This window comes from Paracoccus mangrovi (genome assembly GCF_042648425.1).
GTDB classification, from domain to species: Bacteria; Pseudomonadota; Alphaproteobacteria; order Rhodobacterales; family Rhodobacteraceae; genus Paracoccus; species Paracoccus mangrovi.
Map to the genome: position 1 here is coordinate 202,442 of NZ_JBHRXJ010000004.1, position 17,417 is coordinate 219,858.

14 protein-coding genes and 1 riboswitch are annotated in these 17,417 nt (G+C 68.5%); of the genes, 9 read left to right on the forward strand and 5 right to left on the reverse strand.

Annotated elements, in window-relative coordinates; genetic code table 11:
- Positions 1-90: 90 nt before the first annotated feature.
- The gene (locus ACFOMH_RS07760; RefSeq protein ID WP_377743706.1) at positions 91-5,607 is read right to left on the reverse strand and encodes an MG2 domain-containing protein; all 5,517 of its coding nucleotides are present in this window, start codon (positions 5,605-5,607) and stop codon (positions 91-93) included.
- Between the two features lie 58 nt (positions 5,608-5,665).
- Positions 5,666-6,730, reverse strand: coding sequence for a quinoprotein relay system zinc metallohydrolase 2 (locus ACFOMH_RS07765; RefSeq protein WP_377743708.1), 1,065 nt, complete (start codon positions 6,728-6,730; stop codon positions 5,666-5,668).
- Between the two features lie 172 nt (positions 6,731-6,902).
- On the opposite strand from ACFOMH_RS07765, the gene ACFOMH_RS07770 reads away from it, so the two are divergent.
- Positions 6,903-7,667: a quinoprotein dehydrogenase-associated SoxYZ-like carrier gene (locus ACFOMH_RS07770; RefSeq protein WP_377743709.1), complete on the forward strand. Its 765-nt coding sequence runs from the start codon at positions 6,903-6,905 to the stop codon at positions 7,665-7,667.
- 66 nt (positions 7,668-7,733) lie between these two features.
- Here the strand turns inward: ACFOMH_RS07770 and ACFOMH_RS07775 are convergent, their stop codons facing one another.
- Genes ACFOMH_RS07775 through ACFOMH_RS07785 form a run of 3 tightly spaced genes read right to left on the reverse strand, consistent with a single transcriptional unit; the run spans position 7,734 to position 10,108 of the window.
- Entirely contained in the window at positions 7,734-8,345 is a 612-nt protein-coding gene (locus ACFOMH_RS07775; RefSeq protein WP_377743711.1) for an ATP-binding cassette domain-containing protein, read from the reverse strand.
- Positions 8,335-9,090 (reverse strand): ABC transporter permease, encoded by a 756-nt coding sequence (locus ACFOMH_RS07780; protein WP_377743712.1) that lies wholly within the window; start codon positions 9,088-9,090, stop codon positions 8,335-8,337. The genes ACFOMH_RS07775 and ACFOMH_RS07780 overlap by 11 nt, the downstream gene beginning before the upstream one ends.
- A gap of 28 nt (positions 9,091-9,118) precedes the next feature.
- Positions 9,119-10,108: an ABC transporter substrate-binding protein gene (locus ACFOMH_RS07785; protein ID WP_377743713.1), complete on the reverse strand. Its 990-nt coding sequence runs from the start codon at positions 10,106-10,108 to the stop codon at positions 9,119-9,121.
- Between the two features lie 220 nt (positions 10,109-10,328).
- Here ACFOMH_RS07785 and ACFOMH_RS07790 point away from each other — a divergent pair, with 220 nt between their 5' ends.
- From ACFOMH_RS07790 to gcvH, 8 genes are all read left to right on the forward strand, one after another.
- Positions 10,329-11,039 carry a response regulator transcription factor gene (locus tag ACFOMH_RS07790; protein WP_374424845.1) on the forward strand — a complete coding sequence of 237 codons (711 nt, stop codon included), beginning with the start codon at positions 10,329-10,331 and terminating at the stop codon, positions 11,037-11,039.
- Positions 11,040-11,083: 44 nt separating this feature from the next.
- Positions 11,084-12,241 carry an FIST N-terminal domain-containing protein gene (locus ACFOMH_RS07795; RefSeq protein WP_377743715.1) on the forward strand — a complete coding sequence of 386 codons (1,158 nt, stop codon included), beginning with the start codon at positions 11,084-11,086 and terminating at the stop codon, positions 12,239-12,241.
- On the forward strand, positions 12,238-13,566 hold the full coding sequence (locus ACFOMH_RS07800; protein WP_374424848.1) for an ATP-binding response regulator: 1,329 nt from the start codon (positions 12,238-12,240) through the stop codon (positions 13,564-13,566). The genes ACFOMH_RS07795 and ACFOMH_RS07800 overlap by 4 nt, the downstream gene beginning before the upstream one ends.
- Before the next feature lie 143 nt (positions 13,567-13,709).
- Positions 13,710-14,348: a hypothetical protein gene (locus tag ACFOMH_RS07805; RefSeq protein ID WP_377743717.1), complete on the forward strand. Its 639-nt coding sequence runs from the start codon at positions 13,710-13,712 to the stop codon at positions 14,346-14,348.
- Positions 14,345-14,695 carry a hypothetical protein gene (locus ACFOMH_RS07810; protein ID WP_374424851.1) on the forward strand — a complete coding sequence of 117 codons (351 nt, stop codon included), beginning with the start codon at positions 14,345-14,347 and terminating at the stop codon, positions 14,693-14,695. The genes ACFOMH_RS07805 and ACFOMH_RS07810 overlap by 4 nt, the downstream gene beginning before the upstream one ends.
- 59 nt (positions 14,696-14,754) lie before the next feature.
- The gene (locus tag ACFOMH_RS07815) at positions 14,755-15,537 is read left to right on the forward strand and encodes an SDR family oxidoreductase (protein WP_377743718.1); all 783 of its coding nucleotides are present in this window, start codon (positions 14,755-14,757) and stop codon (positions 15,535-15,537) included.
- 69 nt (positions 15,538-15,606) lie between these two features.
- A riboswitch (glycine riboswitch) is annotated at positions 15,607-15,695 on the forward strand.
- Between the two features lie 130 nt (positions 15,696-15,825).
- On the forward strand, positions 15,826-16,938 hold the full coding sequence (gene gcvT / locus ACFOMH_RS07820; protein ID WP_377743720.1) for a glycine cleavage system aminomethyltransferase GcvT: 1,113 nt from the start codon (positions 15,826-15,828) through the stop codon (positions 16,936-16,938).
- Between the two features lie 10 nt (positions 16,939-16,948).
- The gene (gene gcvH, locus ACFOMH_RS07825) at positions 16,949-17,305 is read left to right on the forward strand and encodes a glycine cleavage system protein GcvH (protein WP_377743721.1); all 357 of its coding nucleotides are present in this window, start codon (positions 16,949-16,951) and stop codon (positions 17,303-17,305) included.
- The last annotated feature ends 112 nt before the right edge of the window (positions 17,306-17,417 follow it).

Sequence of the window (17,417 nt, forward strand, 5' to 3'; positions counted from 1 at the left end):
TCATCGGGCAAGTAAAGCTTTCCCGAATGACGCGCCGTCGCATCCCCGGTCGTTTCGGATCGGGGATGCGACGGCACAGATGTATATGGATCAACGGGTTACGGTCACGCTGCCGCCATTGCTCCAGGCGCGGTATTGCGGGCGGTACATGTCCTCGACCAGCGCCGCGGGCTGGCGGAAGCTGCCCGGCGTCACCGCGCGCGCGATATAGGCCAGCGTGAAGGGCTGGTCCGAGGTCCAGGTCAGCGCCGCCGCGAACCGGTCGGCGCGGAACTCGGTCATATCGGCCGAGGTCTGGCCCTCAAGCCAGTCCAGCGCCGAAATGTCGCCCGCGCGCAGCAGGTTGGGGTTGTCGATTTCCCAGCCGGCGGGCAGCGGATCGGCGATGATCAGACGGCCGCCGCCCTTGCTTTCCGGCACGATGCGCAGCGCCACCACCAGCCGCGTGCCCTGCGGCAGGCTGGTCGGGTCGATGGCCTCGCCTTCGATGCTGTAAAAGCTGCGCTCGATCCGATAGCCGCGCCCGCCCGCCGCCGGCGGCTGCCGGGGTTTGCCGGTGGCGGTCATCGTCACCTCGACCGGGGCATCGCCATTGTTCGACAGGCTGGCCGAGACATCGGGCAGGCCCACCACCGGCTGCGCCAGCGCGGTTCCGTTCAGCTGGACCGGCGGCGTCGCTTGCGACAGCGCGCGGGCGGCAAGCACGGTCCAGATCGCTTCCTGCGTGGACAGGCTGTCGCCCCGCTCGGTGTCCCGGGCGATGCGTTCCGACACCCGGTTGGTCAGGTCGGTCAGGTCGATCGCCTCGGTCCGGGCATCGGCCGCGATGGCCAAAAGCGCGGCCGCATCGCGCAGCGCCGTCCCGTAATCCGAGCGATAGGCATAGGGCGGCGCGGTCTCCAGCTGGACCTGTTCGGCGGCCTGGCGGAACATGCGGTCGGCGCGCAGCTGATCCCCGTATGAGGCCAGCGCCGCGCCCAGATTGGCCGCCGCCATCGGCGTCGAGAACTGGCCCGCCGCCGTATCGGCGTAATAGCGCAGATCCCCCACCGTCGCCGCGCGTTCCCGCGCCAGCACCGCCAGCGCATAGGCCAGCGCCGCGTTTTCCTCGGCCGGGGCGTGTTGGGGGTCGCCCGCGTAATTCACCCGGTTGCGCAGGTTTCCGATCGCCATGTCGAATGCCTGATCGGGCACCTGATAGCCGGCGGCGCGGGCGCGCGACAGGAAATCGGTGACATAGGCATCAAGCCAGGTATCGCCCGAATCGGCCGACCACAGGCCGAACCCGCCGCCCGAGGATTGCCGGGTCAGGATCGCGCCAATGGCCTCTTGCACCTGTTTCGCGCCGTCCCCGGCCGGATCGCCCGAGACACCTTCCAGCGCCTGGATATCGGCCAGATACAACAGCGGCATCGCCCCCGAGGTCAGCTGTTCGGTACAGCCCCAGGGATAGCGCGCCAGCCGCGCCATCGTGCCGGCCACGTCCAGCCGCGCATAGGGGCCGACGGCGGCGGTCAAAAGCGCGCCGGGCAACATCCCCTCGGTCAGTGCGGGCGGCACCGTCACGCTTGCGCCGGGGGCGACGCTCAGGCGTTCCTGCCGCTGGATATCGGTCTCGTTCAGGGCGACGGGGATGGTGATGTCCTTGGTCAGCTCGGTCCCGTCCGGCGTGGTCAGCGTCAGGCGCAGTTCGGCCAGCCCCTCGGTCGTGCCGGCGGTAAGAGCCAGCTCGGCGGGCATTGCGCTTTCCTTGTCGTTGAAGATGAGGCTTTCGGTGGAAAGCTGCGCCGTCACGGGCGCATCGCCGCCGTTCTGCTGGACCGCCAGCCGCACCTCACCCGCCGGGCCGGCGGTGCGGGTCAGCCGCAGGCCGACCTGCGCCTGATCGCCCGGCGCAAGGAAGGCCGGCGCGGTCACGGTCATCACCACCGGGTCGCGCACCAGAACCGAGGCATCGGTCTGGCCCACGCCCTTGTCGGACCACACCACGGCCATGACGCGCAGCTCGCCGTTGAAATCGCCGACCGGGATTTCAACCCGCGCATTGCCATCCGCGTCCAGCGTGACCGGCCCGGAAAACCAGCTCATCAGCTTTTCGGTGGGCGGCGGCGCCTCGGCATTGGCGGCAAGGCTGGCATCGCCGCCCTCGCGCAGCGCGCCATCGGGCGCCCCCGTGGGCAGGATCAGCCGCCCGTAAAGATCGCGCAGCGCGACGCCCAGCCGGCGCTGGCCAAAGTAATGCTGGCCGGGATCGGGGGGCGTATAGCGGGTCAGGTTCAGGATGCCCTGATCGACGGCGGCAATGGTGGCGTGGACGGTCTGACCGCCTGCGCCCTCGACCCGGAGCGTGACCGGGATCAGGCCGCGTGGCCGGGCTTCCTGCGGGGCCTCGATCGCCGCCGCCAGCTTGCGGTCGCCGGGATCGACGGCGGCATGGGCCAGACCCAGCGCGCGCGCCGGGGCACGGTCATCGGGGCTTGCGCCCTCAAGCGGGCGGATGGCGCTGACGGTGACATAGACGCCGGCGCCCCAATCGTCGGTGACGGGCAGGTCGATATCGTTTTCGCCCGCCTTCAACGCGACCGTCTGCATGGAAACCAGCCGGTTCGACAGCACCGACACCAGCCCCAGCCCGTCGGAAATCGCCTGTACCTTGACGCGCGCGGTATCGCCGCTGCGATAGGCGGGCTGGTCCAGCACGACCTGCAGGCGGTCGGGGGTTTCGGTGCCGGAACTGGCCACGGCGCCCCAGCCGGCATAGAATTCGACCGAGCTTTGGCCGCCCTGACCCGAGGCCGGTTCGGCCACGATCTCATATTGCCCCCATTGGACGGGGGCGGCGATTTCGGCCGGGGCGGCGCCGGGTTCGGCCACGCCTTCGGTCACGCGCTCGCGGGTGGTGATCACCTCCCAGCTCCATTGGCCGCCGACGGAATACCACTGATAATCCGTCTGGATGCGGTTCAGCACCCAGCGCACCGGCGTGCTGGCCGGGGTCATGTCCGGCCCCAGCGCCAAAAGTGAAAAGCGCGCCTCGGCATTCTCGGCGACGGTATCGCCCTCGAACAGCGGCTTGATGCCGATGGCCGGGGTTTCGGGCATGACGATGCGCGATTCGCCGCGCTCGACCGGGCGGCCGGCGCCCTCGCGGATGTCCAGAATGATCTCGGCGCGATAGGGACGCGGGGCCAGCTGGTCGCGCCCGGGCAGGGTGATTTCCGCGCTATAGCGGCCCTCGGCATCGGTCTGGCCGGGGGGCAGGCTGTCGTTCACCGGCTGGGCGTCATCGTCGTGGCGGCCAAAGACATAGCCGTCCTGACCGGGAAGGTCGCGGGCGGGCGCAAGACGCAGCTGCCCCTCGACCGGCAGGTTCGCGGCGGGGGCGCCGAACAGCCAATGCGCCGCCAGCGACAGGTCAAGCCGGCCCCCGGCCGATGCCGGACCTTCGGGCAGCACAGGGGTGAAATCGATGCGCTCGGGCAGGAAATCCTCGATCAAAAGCCGGCTTGAGGCCAGCGCCGGCCCGTCCGCCTGGGTCCGCAACTCAAGCCGCCAGGTGCCGCGCGGGGCATTGCCGGGGATCCGCCATGCCAGGGTGCTGCCGCCGGCGCCGGCGGGATTGGGCGCAAAGCGGGTCTGTTCAACCCCGTCGGGCCGCAGGATCACCGCCGTCAGCGGCAGGTCGGGCAGGGCGCGCGTCTGGGGATCGCGGGCCAGGATGGTGGCGTTCACCGTTTCGCCGACGCGGTAGGCGCCGCGATCGGTGGCCACGAACAGGTCGATGGGGGGCGCGGGCGGCGCGCCCTCGACCCCGCGATCCGAAAGATCGAATTCCGGGTCCGACAGCGACAGGAAGGCCATGTCGCGGGGCGCACGGTCCGCGCCCTCACCCTGCCACTCGGTGACGGTGACCAGCGCCGGGGCCGCGCCGTTCTGGCCCTGCGTCAGGCCGGGCGCGAAACGGGCGATGCCCTGATCGTCGGTCGTCGCGCGGGCCAGCACCTCGTTGGCGCGGCTGAGCAGTGCCACCTCGGCCCCGACCTTGGCCGCTGTATCGTTCAGGCTGCGCACCGCCACGGTCAGCCCGTCCGTCCCCGAATAGGTCGAGATGCCGAAATCCGAAACCACGAACCATTGCGCCGCAAGCCCGGTATCGGACACCGATTTCGTGGTCAGACTGGCCTGAACGATATAGATGCCCGGTTCCAACGGCCCCGCCTCGGCGGGCAGCGCAAGGCTGGTGGTCAGTTCGCGGTTGATCCAGTCCTGTCCCATCGGCTTGGCGACCTGGGCCGTGCCTTTCCAGATCTCGCGTGCGATGCTTTCGGAGAAATATTCCGCCTGCCAGCTGTCCAGCGGCGTCGCGAACATGTTTTCCGACATGGTGCGGATCAGGTTGCGATCCGAGATCCGCAACAGCCGCAAAGCCACCTCATCGGCGTTGACGGTGACCATCGACAGCCGCTGATCCCCCGAGGCCGGCAGCACATAGGCCCGGCCCGGAAAGCGCACTTCCGGGCTGCGGTCGCGGATATAGCCGTTCAGCGCGACATCGCGCGACAATGCCTCGCCATCGGCGGCGGGCAGGCCGGCGCGCAGGGTGATCTCGACCTGCTGGCCATGGCCGAGGCCGCCGATACAAAGCTGATTGCCCTCGGCATCGACGGTCAGATCGCCCGCCGGCAGGCGCAGATAGGGCGCGTAATCGGTGCTGTCCGACAATTCGCGCGACAGGATGGCGCAAAAGCGCGGCATCCGGCCATCGGCGTCGATCTGGGTGTCGGTGACGCGCATGCCGTTGCGATCCTCGGACGCGGCCAGCGCCTGCGAGATATCGGCGTCATCCGGGGTCAGCCGGTTCGCCAGCCGCAGCGCCGCCAGCCCGTCGCGGCCGCGATCCAGCCGGTCGTCGGCCTGGGCCAGCCGCAAGAGCGCCTGCGCGGCGATGCCATTGTCGGCGGCGCGCAGATAGCCGTTCACCGCCATTTGCGCCGCCGAATCCGCCGCGCTGCGGTCGCTGTCCTCGGTCGTCTGCAAGGTCAGGCGGGCCAGATCGACCCAGTCCTCGGCATTGTCGTCACGGGCCACGAATGATGCCAGAAGCCGCGCCGCATCGGCCGTGCGGCCGTCATATTCCAGCGGCCGCACATCGCTTGCGGGCGTGCCTTCGGTTCCCAGCGCCGGATACATGGCGACAAAGGTGCGGGCCTGTCCGGCGGCGGCGGCCAGATCGGCGCTTGTGATAAAGGGCGCGGCCTTGGCGCGGTCGGCGGCGCGCTGGATCCGTTCGACCGGGGCGGGCACGACAAAGCCCGACACCGCGCCCTGGAACGGCGCGGGCGTACCGGCATCGCCCTTGGGGAAACAGGCGCGCGAGCGTTCGTTATAGGTCAGCGCCTGACATTGATCATTGCCCAGACAGGCCTGAATGCAGGCTTGCAGCGTGGTGTCGAAGATCTGGGCCAGATCGCCGCCCGGCATGTCGGTATCGGCGCGCAGCGTCAGCCGGCGTTCGGGAAGCGGCGCATCTTGGGCGCTGGCGGGACCTGCCAGCATGATGCCGGCCAGTGCCGCCGCGAAAAAGCTTTTCCAGATGGGGCGCGCCATGGCCAATCTCCGACTTGTGACTGGCGCAGTTGTGCCATCGCCGCCGGGACAGGGCAATCTATTCCCATTCCAGTTCCGCATAGGCCGCGGCGGCGTTGCGCGCGGTCGTGGCGTCGAAATCCCGCCAATTCGCGGCAATCGGCTGCATCTGCGCGGTGATCCGGGCCACCGCCCGGGATAGCGGGATACCCCGGTCCAGCGCATCGCGCGCCGCGTCGCGCAGCGCGGTCAGATAGGCGCGGGTCGGCGCCGTGGCGGTGGCCCAGTCATCGCCCACCGGCCCATGCCCGGGCACGATCCGCGCCGGTGCCGGCTCGGGCGGCCGCGCCAGCCAGTCCAGCCACGCGTTCACCGATCCGTCCAGCGACGGCGTCAGCCCCTGAAAGATCAGATCGCCCGCGAACAGCGTCCCGGTCTGGACGTCGAACACGGTCAGGTCATTGCCGGAATGGGCGCGGGGCGCGGCGCTCAGGTGCAGGTCCCGCCCGCCCAGCCGGATCGTCCCGGTATCGGCGACGGTCTCATCCACCGCCGCGATCCGGGTGCCGGCGAATTCACCCGCGCCGATCTGTTCGGGGATGGATTGCAACCAGATCGGCGCGCGCCTGGCCACCGCCTCGGGCAGGCGGGCATCGGCGGTGATGGAGGCGCCGGCCTCGGCAAAGAGCTCGGCCCCCATGATGTGGTCTGGATGCATATGGGTCAGGATCAGATGGCTGACCGGCTTGTCGGTGCGCTGGCGGATGGCGGCGTAAAGCGCCTCGGCCTCGGCGCGCGAGGTGCCGGCATCGATCACCGCCACGCTGTCGCCGATGACAAAGGACAGATTGGCGATCCGGCCCCGGTTGGCGGGCGACAATTGTTCCGTCGCGCCCTGATGGACAAAGATGCCGGGCGCGATCTCTTGCACCTTTAGCGCCGGCAGGGCGGCGGTATCCACGCAGCGGGTGGCGGCGCCGGCCTGGGCGATAAGGTCGGGATGCGCGGCCAGCCATTCGGCGGCGATGGCGGCAGCGCCGGCCTCGCAATCCTGTCGCGTCGCGGCCTCGCCCGCCGGCAAAAGGCGCGGGGCGCAGGCGGCGGGATCGGCGGCAAGGCAGGCGGCAAGGACAAGGTGGAACATCGCGGACCCTTTCCGGGCCGCAGCCTAGCATGCGGGCGGCGTGGGGCCATCTAAGACCTTTGGCCGGGGACACGGGCCTGTGCGTTGACGGGGCGGGGTGGGGGTCTAACATGATCGCGCCCTGCAAAATTGGCGGTGACGGCGTGCCGCCCGACAGCCCCGGGGATGCCTGATGCGACTTGCGCTGATCCTGGCCCTGCTTTCCGCCCCCGCCTATGCCGAGGGGGTGGCCAACCCCCTGCAACCCTCGCCCCTGTGGGAGGATCTGCGATCCAGCATCATCGACACCGAGGTCGAGCCGCCGGTCGATCCCGCCATCCTGATGCTTGAGGCGCCGGTGCGCGCCGACAATCCCGCGCTGGTGCCGGTGCGCATCACCCAGCCGCCGGGCGCGCCCGCGATCCGCAGGCTGGTGCTGGTCGTTGACGGCAATCCCGCCCCGGTGGCGGGGGAATTCACCTTTGGCCCGGCGCTGATGCCGCTGGATTTCGAGGTTCGCGTCCGCGTCGACACCTATTCCGACCTGCGCGCCATCGCCACGCTGGACGACGGCCGGATGGTCATGGCCGGGCGTTACGTCAAGGCCTCGGGCGGGTGCTCGGCCCCGGCGGGCAAGAACATGGACGAAGTGCGCGCCGCGATGGGTCAGATGCGGTTCCGTCAGGCCGAGGAAGGCGGCCGCGCCATCGGCACGCTGATGATCCGGCATCCGAATTTCTCGGGGCTGCAACGCGATCAGGTGACGCTGCTGACCATCCCGGCCGAGTTCATTCAGGTGCTGGACGTGACACAGGGCGATCAGCCGCTGTTCACCATGGAGGCGGGGATTTCGATCGCCGAGGATCCGGTGTTCCGCTTTGCCTATGCACCCGGCGCGGGCCCGGTCGCGGTGCATGCACAGGATACCGATGGCCGGGTCTGGGATCAGTCATTCTAGCGCAGGTTGGCCAAAGCGGGCAGATTGGTGCAGGCGGTTTAGGGCAGGCAGTTTAGGGCAGGCGGGCTAGGCCTGATCGGGCGCGGGCGGCGCGGGCTGAAACCGCGCCGGCTGACCGCCCAGATACAGGGCCTCTGCGCGCAGGGTGCGGGCCTCGGCCGGATCGTGGGTGACCAGAAAAAGGCCCGCGCCGCTGCGGCTTAGCAATTCATCGGTCAGCACCAGCATCCGCGCGGCGGTCCCGGCATCCAGCGAGGCAAAGGGTTCATCCATCAACAGGATATCGGGCGCGGCGGCAAAGGCGCGGGCCAGCGCCAGCCGCCGTTGCTGGCCCAGCGACAGCTGGCGGGGAAACTTGGCCTCATGCCCGACGAGCCCGACCTGCGCCAGCCAGTCCCGCGCCACCCCGTCCGCGCAGCCGGTCGGGATCGTGACATTGGCCAGCGCGTCGCGCCATGGCAGCAGGACGGGTTCCTGAAACACCACCGCACGGCGTTCATCGCCGCCGATCCGGCCCCGAAAATCCGTGTCCAGCCCGGAAAGAATGCGCAAAAGCGTGGACTTGCCGATGCCCGACGGCCCCAGCACCGCCCGCCTTTCGCCGCGCGCAAGGCGGATCGACAGCGGCCCCAGCACCTCGTGACCGGCAAATGCCTTGGCCTCCAGATCAAGCCGCATCCCGCCTCCAGCGATTGGCGCGGCGTTCCCAGGGCCGCAGGACGAACAGGTCGATGGCCAGCATGACACCGACAAAGGCCAGCGCCCAGGCCAGCACCCCCGCGACATCGAAGCTGGAAAACAGCAGGTGAATCTTGAACCCCACCCCGTTCGAGCGGCCAAGAAATTCGACGACCAGCACGATTTTCCAGATCAGGGAAATCCCGGTCCGGGCGGCGGCGGCGATCTGTGGCGCAAGCTGGGGCAGCACGACATGGCGCAGCCGCGCCATCGGCGTCATGCGGAACGCGCGCGCCATCTCGTCCAGATCGGGGCGCAGCGCGCGGGTGCTTTCGCGGATCATCACCGTGACGACCGGGATCTTATTCAGCGCGACCGCAAATATCGCCGCCGTCTCGTTCAGCCCGATCCAGATATAGCTGAGCACGATCACCACCAGCGCCGGCACGTTCAGCCCGATGATCAGCGCCGGGTTCAGCCAGTTGTCGGCCGCGCGCGACCGCCCCATCGCCAGCCCCAGCGCCATGCCCGCCGCCATCGCCAGAACAAAGCTCAGCCCGACCCGCATCAGGGTCATGCCGGCGTTGAACCAAAGCTCGCCACTGGCGGCCAGCGCGGCCATACGCGTCGCGACCTGCCACGGCCCCGGCAGGGTCTGGGGCCGGTCCGTCACCTGCGCGGCCACGGCCCAGATCAGCACCATCACGGCGACCGAGGCCAGCCCCGGCAACAGGGCCGGGCGCATGGATCGTGGCTTTGGCGGCATGGTCAAGTCAGGACTGCTCCGGCGTCCAGAACAGGCCCGCGGGCAATTCGGTCAGCCCGCCGGTCAATTCGTCCCCGCCAAGGGCCGCCATGGTCGCAAACAGCTTTTGCGCCTTGGCGGCATCGACCGGGCCGGGGGCGGGAATGCCCGCGCGCCAGCCCGCGCGCAGCGCCAGAAACTCGGCATCGTCCTTGGCGTTCATGATCGGGCGCAGCGCGTCCCAGGCGGCATCGTCGCGCGCCAACAGATCCTTGGCCTCGCGCGATGCCCGGGCAAAGCCCGTGGCCTGCGGCATCGACTGGGCGATCCAGCTGTCGCGCAGCACATAGCCCAGCAGCGGCACGGTCGGGTCCAGCCCTAGATCGGCCGCCGCCGTCCCCACCGAAATCAGCTCGCGCATGCCGCGCGCCTGCATCTTGGCCTGAAAATGCCAGAAATTGATCGCGGCATCGACCTCGCCGGTTTCGGCGGCGTTCATGATCACCGGCGGCGCGCCAAAGACCTGTGTGGTCGTGTCGGCCAGATCGCGGCCCAGCTTTTCCCGCGACCACGCCCGCAGGATCAGCCAGCTTTTATCGACCGGGCCACCGGCGATGCCGATCTTTTTGCCCTCAAGATCGGCCAGCGTCTGCGCCGGGCTGTCGCCGGCGACCATGATCCCGCCCACGGCGGTGGAATAGGGCAGAAAGGTGAAATCCGCCCCCCGCGCGCGTTGCTGTGCCACCCACAACCAGTCCGAGACGATGGTGTCGACCTCACCCCCCTGCATGGCGACCTGGGTCGCGGGATTGCCGGCCAGCGGCAGCGCGCTCAGCTGAAAACCGTTTTTGCGGTCAAGGCCTTGGCCGGTGATGGTCTGGATTTCCCAGTTCACGGTGCCGTTTTCCAGCGTGCCGATGCGGATCCCGGGCACGGCGCTCAGCGCGCGCGCCGGCATCGCCAGCCCCGACAGGATCGCAGCCCCTCCCAGCAGGGTGATTCTTCTGGTCGTGTGCATCTTTGGCCTCCCGATGCGGTGGTCTGTCTGGTTCCTGTCCGGCCGCGTGTCCGAAAACCTGACATGTAAAGGCGGAATGTCCAATACATCCGAAGTCGTAGCAGAATCGCGTCATTTGCGCCATGAAGCTTGCGCCATTCCGGCCAGGCCCTAAGATGGAAACAGATCCCGCGACGTCGCAACGGCGCGCGGCACCCACCGTTTCTTTGGGAGGAGAGCGATGGCAACGGCAAACCCGACCCAACAGGAAAGCACCGCGCCGCCAAGGCCGTCTGCGGAACGTGTGCGCGAAATCCTGATCGTGGACGACCATCCGCTGATGTGCGACGCGCTGGCGCTGACGCTCAAGATCAGCTTCGGGCTCAAGAATGTGCGCACGGCCCGCAGCCTCGCCGCGGCCCAGGAACAGATCCGCAGCCAGGGCGTGCCCGACGCGGTCATCCTGGACCTGAATCTGCCCGATGCGCGCGGGGCCGAGGGGCTGGTCACCCTGCGCCGGCAGATCCCCAATGTGCCGATCACCATGATCTCGGCCGATCTGGAAAACGCCATGATCTCGGCGGCGATGGCGGCCGGCGCACAGGGCTATATCAGCAAGTCCCTTGGCCGCGAGGCGCTGGTCGACAGCCTGCGCCGGATGTGGGACGGCGAACGCGTGACCCCCGACAGCTATGAGCCCGAACATGCCGGCGAAGAGGACGCCGCCCGCGCCGAACTGGCCCGGCGCTTTGCCAGCCTGACACCGCAACAGATGAAAATCCTGCGGCTGATCTGTCAGGGGCGGGCGAACAAGGAAATCAGCTATGAGCTGTCGATCGCCGAGGCCACGGTCAAGACCCACATCACCGCGATCATGTCCAAGATCAACGCCCGCCGCCGCACCCAGGCGGTGCTTCTGGCCAATAGCGTGAGGTTGTTCGAACCGGCATGAATGTCAGCCAGCCGCCGCCGCGCCCGGGGCGGCGGGCGCGGGCGATGGCCCCGCCTGCGGCCCCCGTCGCGATTTCGGTCCCGGCCGGGGCGCCGGACCTGTCCGCGCGCATCGTGGCCGCGATGGCGCCGGTCGAACCGGCGCTGGTCATGCTGTTTGGCATGCCGGCGGGCGGGCTTGGCCGGCTTGGCCGGGATCTGTGTCAGGCGCTGGATGATGCGGGGCGCGGGGATGGCGGGTGCCGGGTCGTCGGCTGTTCCTCGGCCGGTGAGATCGGGCCCGATGGCTATGCGCAGGATACGGTGATGGCGCTGGGCTTTCCGCGCGCCAGCTTTCGCGTCGGCCTTTGCGTGCTGCGCGATCAGGCGCAGGTGCCGGTTTCGGACTGGATGGGGGCGCTGCGCCGCCTGCATGCCGAGTTCCGGCCCGACCTGCGGCGCTCCAGTTTCGGCGTGGTGCTAGCCGATGCGCTGGCCCGGCAAGAGGATGTGCTGGCCGCCACGCTGGATGCCGCCATCCCGGGATTACCGGTGATCGGGGCCTCGACCGCACGGGGCATCCGGTTCGAACAAAGCGACCAGATGGTCGATGGCCATGCCTGCCCCGGCGCGGCGGTTTTCCTGCTGATCGAAACCGATTTCGCCGTGGCCGAGGTTGCGTTCACGCATTTCAGCCCGACCGACCGGCGGGCGGTGGTGACCGCCGCCGATCTGCACAACCGCGTCATTCTGGAACTGAACGCGGAACCCGCGGCACAGGAATATGCGCGGCTGACCGGGTTGGACATCGCCGCGCTGACCCCCACGGAATTTGCCCGCCACCCGCTGCTGTTGCGCACCGGCGGGCGTCATCATGTCCGCGCCATCCGCGCGGTGACCCCCGGCGGTGGCCTGCAATTGCTGTCCGGGATCGAGGCCGGCAATATCCTGACCGTCGGCCGGGCGATGGATATGATGCGCGGCTTTGCCGATGCGCTGGACGATCTGCCGCGTCCGCCGCTGATGGTGCTGGGCTTTGACTGCATCCTGCGCCGGCTTGCGCTGGAACGCGCGGGGATGACGGCGCAGATGTCCGAGCTTTTGGCACGCTACCGCGTCGCGGGCTTCAACACCTATGGCGAACAGCATCGCGGCATGCATGTGAACCAGACCTTTGTCGGCATGGCCTTGATGCCGCCCGAGGCGGGTCAGGGGGCGCGATGATTTCGCTGCGACAGGACGAATCCGACGAACGCCGGATCGAAAAGCTGAACCGCATCGCCGATGTGCTGGTCGAACGCATCGACAAGCTGGAAGAGGGGCGCGGTTCCGCCTGGTCGATGTTTCAGGCCGCCGTCGCGCTGGAACAAGAGGTACAGGCCCGCACCCGCGATCTGGAAAAGGCCCTGGCCGATCTGTCGGAACGCAACCGCGAGCTGGCCGTCGCCCGCGCCGCCGCCGAAGAGGCGAACCGTTCGAAAACCCGCTTTCTGCGCGCCGCGAGCCACGATCTGTTGCAGCCGCTTTCCGCCGCCAAGCTGTTTCTGTCGGCGCTCAAGGATACCGCGCTGGACGATTTCCAGTCCGAGCTGGCGCTGCGCCTGTCGGGTGCGTTCGAATCCGTCGAGGAACTGATGCATGCGGTGCTGGACATTTCGCGGCTGGACAGCGAACGGATCGAGTTTCAGCGCAAGCCCGTCGATCTGGGCGGGCTGTTCCGGCGGCTGGCCATCGAATATGCGCCCATGGCCGAAAGCAAGGGGCTGAAGCTGACCTTTGCGCCGACCTCGGCGGTGGTGCTCAGCGATTCTGTCTTTCTGCGGCGGATTGCGCAGAATCTGGTGTCGAACGCGATCAAATATACCGATCAGGGCGGGGTGCTGGTGGGGGTGCGCAAACGCGGCGCGCGGGCATGGCTTGAGGTGCGCGACACCGGCGTCGGCATCGCGGCGGGCGACCGGGCGCGGGTCTTTGACGAATTTCAGCGCATCGCGCGCGAAGGCGGCGCGCCGGGCATGGGGCTGGGCCTGTCCATCGTGCGCCGCGCCTGTCTGAAGCTGGGCCACCCCATCGCGCTGGACAGCCAGCCGGGGCGCGGCACGGTGTTCAGTGTCGGCCTGCCTTTGGTGGCGCCGGGCGCGCATGCCGAACCGGCGCCGGCGGCCGCGACCGGGCCGTCGCTGCGGGGGCGGGTGGCGCTGGTCGTGGAAAATGACGAACCGATGCGCCGCGCCTATCAGCTTATGCTGCGCGACCGGCTGGGCATGGTGCCACGCGTGGCCGGCGGCACCGCCGAGGCCCTGGCCATGATGGGCGAAGAGCCGCCGGATGTCATCCTGGCGGATTACAATCTGGACAATGACGATACCGGGCTTCAGGCCATCGCCGCCCTGCGCAAGGCCGCCGGGATCGAGGTGCCGGCCATCGTCGTATCCGCCCGGCGCGACCCCGAAATCGGCCGCGCCAGCATGGCGATGGGGGCGCCGATGCTGGAAAAACCCCTGCGCGCCGAGGAATTGCAGATCGTGCTGCACAAGCTGTTGTCGTGACCGCCTTTGTGGTGACCGCGTTTGCCATTACCGGGCCGGCGCCGCGCCGCGCGCGCCTAAGACCAAAGCACGAGACCGCCGCCCCGGGGCTTTCGCCGCCGCCCCGCCCGGCGCAGGCTGTGCCCGATCAAAGGAGACATGCGATGAGATTGCTGCGCCGCCTTGCGCTGATCGCCTTTACGGGGCTGGCCGTCGCCCATATCGCCGCACCCGCCACCCTTGCGGGCGAGGCGGGGGATCTGGTCTTTGCCGATCGCGGGCCCTGGGATCTTTCGGCCGGGCCGCTGGTCTGGGCGATCGACCAGAAGGGGCCCGAGGTGGCGGGCTTTGTCCCGTTGGGGCAGGGCACGATCACCCTGCGACAGGTGACCGATCCGTCGGACGGACAGCCGGTCCTGCAACTGGACGAGGCGACGGCGCGGATCAACCGCAAGATCGGGCCATTTCCGGTATCGGGCGGGGATCCGTCGCTGACGTTTTTTCTGGAAACCGTGTCGCGCGACATGGCGGCGCTGACCGGCGGCAGCCCGTTCTATATCCGCGACCGGCTCAAGGATGCGCTGTTCCGGGGCGGCGCGGTCGAACAACAGGACGGCCATCCGGTCGCCAGCTTTCAGCCCTTTGCCACGGATCCGAACCGCGACCGCATGTATGGGTTCGGCGATCTGACGCTGCGCTTTGTGCTGGACGGGCCTGACCGGCCGATCCGGCGGATGCTGGCGGAAACCGGCCCGCTGGCGGGTGACCGCCCCGCCTATCGCAACGAGATGGTGCTGAAATGAACCGCGCGGCGCTGGTCATCGTGATCGCGCTTGGCGCCGGGCCGGGCCTTGGCACGGCCAGTGCGCAGGCGGTCAACGACTATCCGACCAATGCCCGGGCCGATTACGTTTTCGTCTGCATGGCCACCAACGGCCAGACCCGCGAGATGCTGGACCGCTGTTCCTGTGCCATCGACCAGATCGCCACGATCCTGCCCTATGACGATTATGTCCGCGCGGAAACCGTGATGCGCATGCGCCAGACGCCCGGCGAACGCGTCGGCATGTTCCGGCAGGGGACGATGGTCAACGACATGGTCGCCGCCTATCACCGCGCCGAGGCCGAGGCGGAAATCCTGTGCTTCTAACTGGACATTCGTGGCCTGCCGGGGTTCCTTGACGCCATAACCACACAAGGGGGAACGGCATGGATCTTGGGATCAGGGGCAAAAAGGCGCTGGTTTGCGCCGCCTCCAAGGGGTTGGGGCGCGGCTGTGCCGAGGCTTTGGCCGAGGCCGGGGTCGATCTGGTCATCAATGCGCGCGGCGCCGAGGCGCTGAACGCCACCGCCGCCGGGATCGCGGCGAAATACGGGGTCAAGGTGACGCCGGTCGCGTCCGACATCACCTCGGAGGCGGGCCGCGCCGCCGTTCTGGACGCGCTGGACGGTCAGGCGGATATTCTGGTCAACAATGCCGGCGGCCCGCCCCCCGGCAAGTGGACGGATTGGAGCCGGGACGATTTCATCCGCGCCATCGACGCCAATATGCTGACCGCCGTCGCGCTGATGCAGGCGTTGGTGCCCGGCATGATGGAACGCGGCTGGGGCCGGGTGGTCAACATCACCTCGCAATCGGTGCGCACGCCCATCGCCATTCTGGGCCTGTCGAACACCGCCCGCGCCGGGCTGACTGGCTTTGTCGCCGGCATGTCGCGGCAGGTGGCGGCATCGGGCGTGGTGGTCAACAACCTGTTGCCCGGCATCCACGCCACCGACCGCGCCGACAGTCTGGACAGCGGCGTGGCCAAGGCCGAAGGGATCAGCGTCGACGAGGCCCGCCACCGCCGCGAACAGACGATCCCGACCCACAGCTATGGCACGGCCGAGGATTTCGGCGCCACCTGCGCATTCCTGTGCAGCCAGCATGCGCGCTTCATCATCGGGCAGAACATCCTGTTGGATGGCGGGGCCTCGAATATCTCGATCTGACCGGGGCGGGGTGGCGGTTCGGGCGGCAGGAAATCTCTTGCCAGAATCTGGCCGCCCCGCTACGACAAAAGTCGGAAATCGGGAGACACTGGCGCGAGCCAGGGCCGAAGGAGCAACCGCCCCGGTAAACTCTCAGGCACAGGGACCGTTTCCGCAAAACACTCTGGAGAGTGGCGATCCGCATCGCCCGCCGAAGGGATAACGATCTCAGGCGCCCCGTTCGGGGTAGGGACAGAGGGGGCATCTGAAGCGGCCGGGACAGGTCCGTCCGCATGACAGGGGATGCTCATGGCCGACCTTCGGCGCACGAAACTTTACGATCTGCATGTCGCGCAGGGCGCGAAAATGGTGCCTTTCGCCGGTTGGGCCATGCCGGTCCAATACCCGATGGGGGTGATGGGCGAGCATCAGCATACGCGCACCCGCGCCGGTCTTTTCGATGTCAGCCATATGGGGCAGGTGATCCTGCGCGGGCCGGATGTCGCGCTTGCGCTGGAAACGCTGGTCCCGGCCGATATCGCCGGCCTGAAAGAGGGGCGCCAGCGCTACGGTCTGTTCACCAATGAGCGGGGCGGCATTCTGGACGACCTGATGATCGCCAACAAGGGCGACCATCTTTATCTGGTGGTGAACGCCGCCTGCGCGGAACAGGACATCGCCCATTTGCGCCAGCTTGAGGCGAAGGGGATCACCGTCGAGCCGATCACCGACCGCGCGCTGCTGGCGCTGCAAGGCCCCGAGGCCGAGGCGGTTCTGGCGCGTCTGGTGCCGGGTGTCGCGGCGATGAAATTCATGGATGTGGCGGAATTCGACTGGAACGGCGCGACGCTTTGGGTCAGCCGCTCGGGCTATACGGGCGAGGATGGCTATGAGGTCTCGGTCCCCGAAGCGCGGGCCGAGGCTTTTGCGCAGGCGCTGCTGGACCAGCCCGAGGTGGCGCCCATCGGATTGGGCGCGCGCGACAGCCTGCGGCTGGAGGCCGGGATGCCGCTTTACGGCCATGACATGGATATCGAGACCACCCCCGCCACCGCGGCGCTTGGCTGGTCGATCCAGAAGATCCGCCGTCAGGGCGGCGCCCGCGAGGGCGGCTTTCCCGGTGCGGAGATCATTCTGGCCGAGCTGGCCGAAGGGCCCGCGCGGTCGCGCCTTGGCCTGCGCCCCGAGGGCCGCGCGCCCATCCGCGAAGGCGTCGAGATCTTTGACGCGGCCGAGGGCGGCGCGATGCTGGGCCGGGTCTGTTCAGGGGGCTTTGGTCCCTCGGTCGGGGGACCCATCGCGATGGCGATCCTGCCCGCCGACCTGACCGAGGGCGCGGGCCTTTGGGCCGAATTGCGCGGCAAGCGCATGGCCGTAAGCGTCACCCCACTTCCTTTCCATCAACCGAGCTACAAGCGCTGAGAGGCCAGGCATGCTGAAATACACCGAAGACCACGAATGGCTGAAACTGGAGGGTGACGAGATCACCGTCGGCATCACCGCCCATGCCAGCGAACAGCTGGGCGATGTCGTTTTCATCGAGCTGCCCGAGGTCGGGCGCGAGGTCGAAGCCGGCGAGGAGATCGTGGTGATCGAATCGGTCAAGGCGGCCTCGGATATCGTGGCGCCGGTCGCGGGCGTGATCACCGCCGTCAACGAGGTCCTGGCCGATGCGCCCGGCGGCGTGAATGACGATCCGATGGCGGCGTGGTTTTTCAAGATCAAGCCGGCCTCGACCGATCTGTCCGGTTTCATGGACGAGGCGGCTTATAACGTGCTGATCGGCTGATATCGCGCCGGGCCGGGTGGCCCGGCCGCACCGGGGGCTGTCTGCCCCCGGACCCCCGAGGATATTTCTGCATGAAAGAAGCCGCAGGCCGGTTTCTGTGAAGGATGGCGAA

Coding starts and splice junctions, on each gene's coding strand:
- ACFOMH_RS07760 (WP_377743706.1), bottom strand. CDS start 5,607: ATGGCGCGCCCCATCTGGAAAAGCTTTTTCGCGGCGGCACTGGCCGGC.
- ACFOMH_RS07765 (WP_377743708.1), bottom strand. CDS start 6,730: ATGTTCCACCTTGTCCTTGCCGCCTGCCTTGCCGCCGATCCCGCCGCC.
- ACFOMH_RS07770 (WP_377743709.1), top strand. CDS start 6,903: ATGCGACTTGCGCTGATCCTGGCCCTGCTTTCCGCCCCCGCCTATGCC.
- ACFOMH_RS07775 (WP_377743711.1), bottom strand. CDS start 8,345: ATGCGGCTTGATCTGGAGGCCAAGGCATTTGCCGGTCACGAGGTGCTG.
- ACFOMH_RS07780 (WP_377743712.1), bottom strand. CDS start 9,090: ATGCGCCCGGCCCTGTTGCCGGGGCTGGCCTCGGTCGCCGTGATGGTG.
- ACFOMH_RS07785 (WP_377743713.1), bottom strand. CDS start 10,108: ATGCACACGACCAGAAGAATCACCCTGCTGGGAGGGGCTGCGATCCTG.
- ACFOMH_RS07790 (WP_374424845.1), top strand. CDS start 10,329: ATGGCAACGGCAAACCCGACCCAACAGGAAAGCACCGCGCCGCCAAGG.
- ACFOMH_RS07795 (WP_377743715.1), top strand. CDS start 11,084: ATGGCCCCGCCTGCGGCCCCCGTCGCGATTTCGGTCCCGGCCGGGGCG.
- ACFOMH_RS07800 (WP_374424848.1), top strand. CDS start 12,238: ATGATTTCGCTGCGACAGGACGAATCCGACGAACGCCGGATCGAAAAG.
- ACFOMH_RS07805 (WP_377743717.1), top strand. CDS start 13,710: ATGAGATTGCTGCGCCGCCTTGCGCTGATCGCCTTTACGGGGCTGGCC.
- ACFOMH_RS07810 (WP_374424851.1), top strand. CDS start 14,345: ATGAACCGCGCGGCGCTGGTCATCGTGATCGCGCTTGGCGCCGGGCCG.
- ACFOMH_RS07815 (WP_377743718.1), top strand. CDS start 14,755: ATGGATCTTGGGATCAGGGGCAAAAAGGCGCTGGTTTGCGCCGCCTCC.
- gcvT (WP_377743720.1), top strand. CDS start 15,826: ATGGCCGACCTTCGGCGCACGAAACTTTACGATCTGCATGTCGCGCAG.
- gcvH (WP_377743721.1), top strand. CDS start 16,949: ATGCTGAAATACACCGAAGACCACGAATGGCTGAAACTGGAGGGTGAC.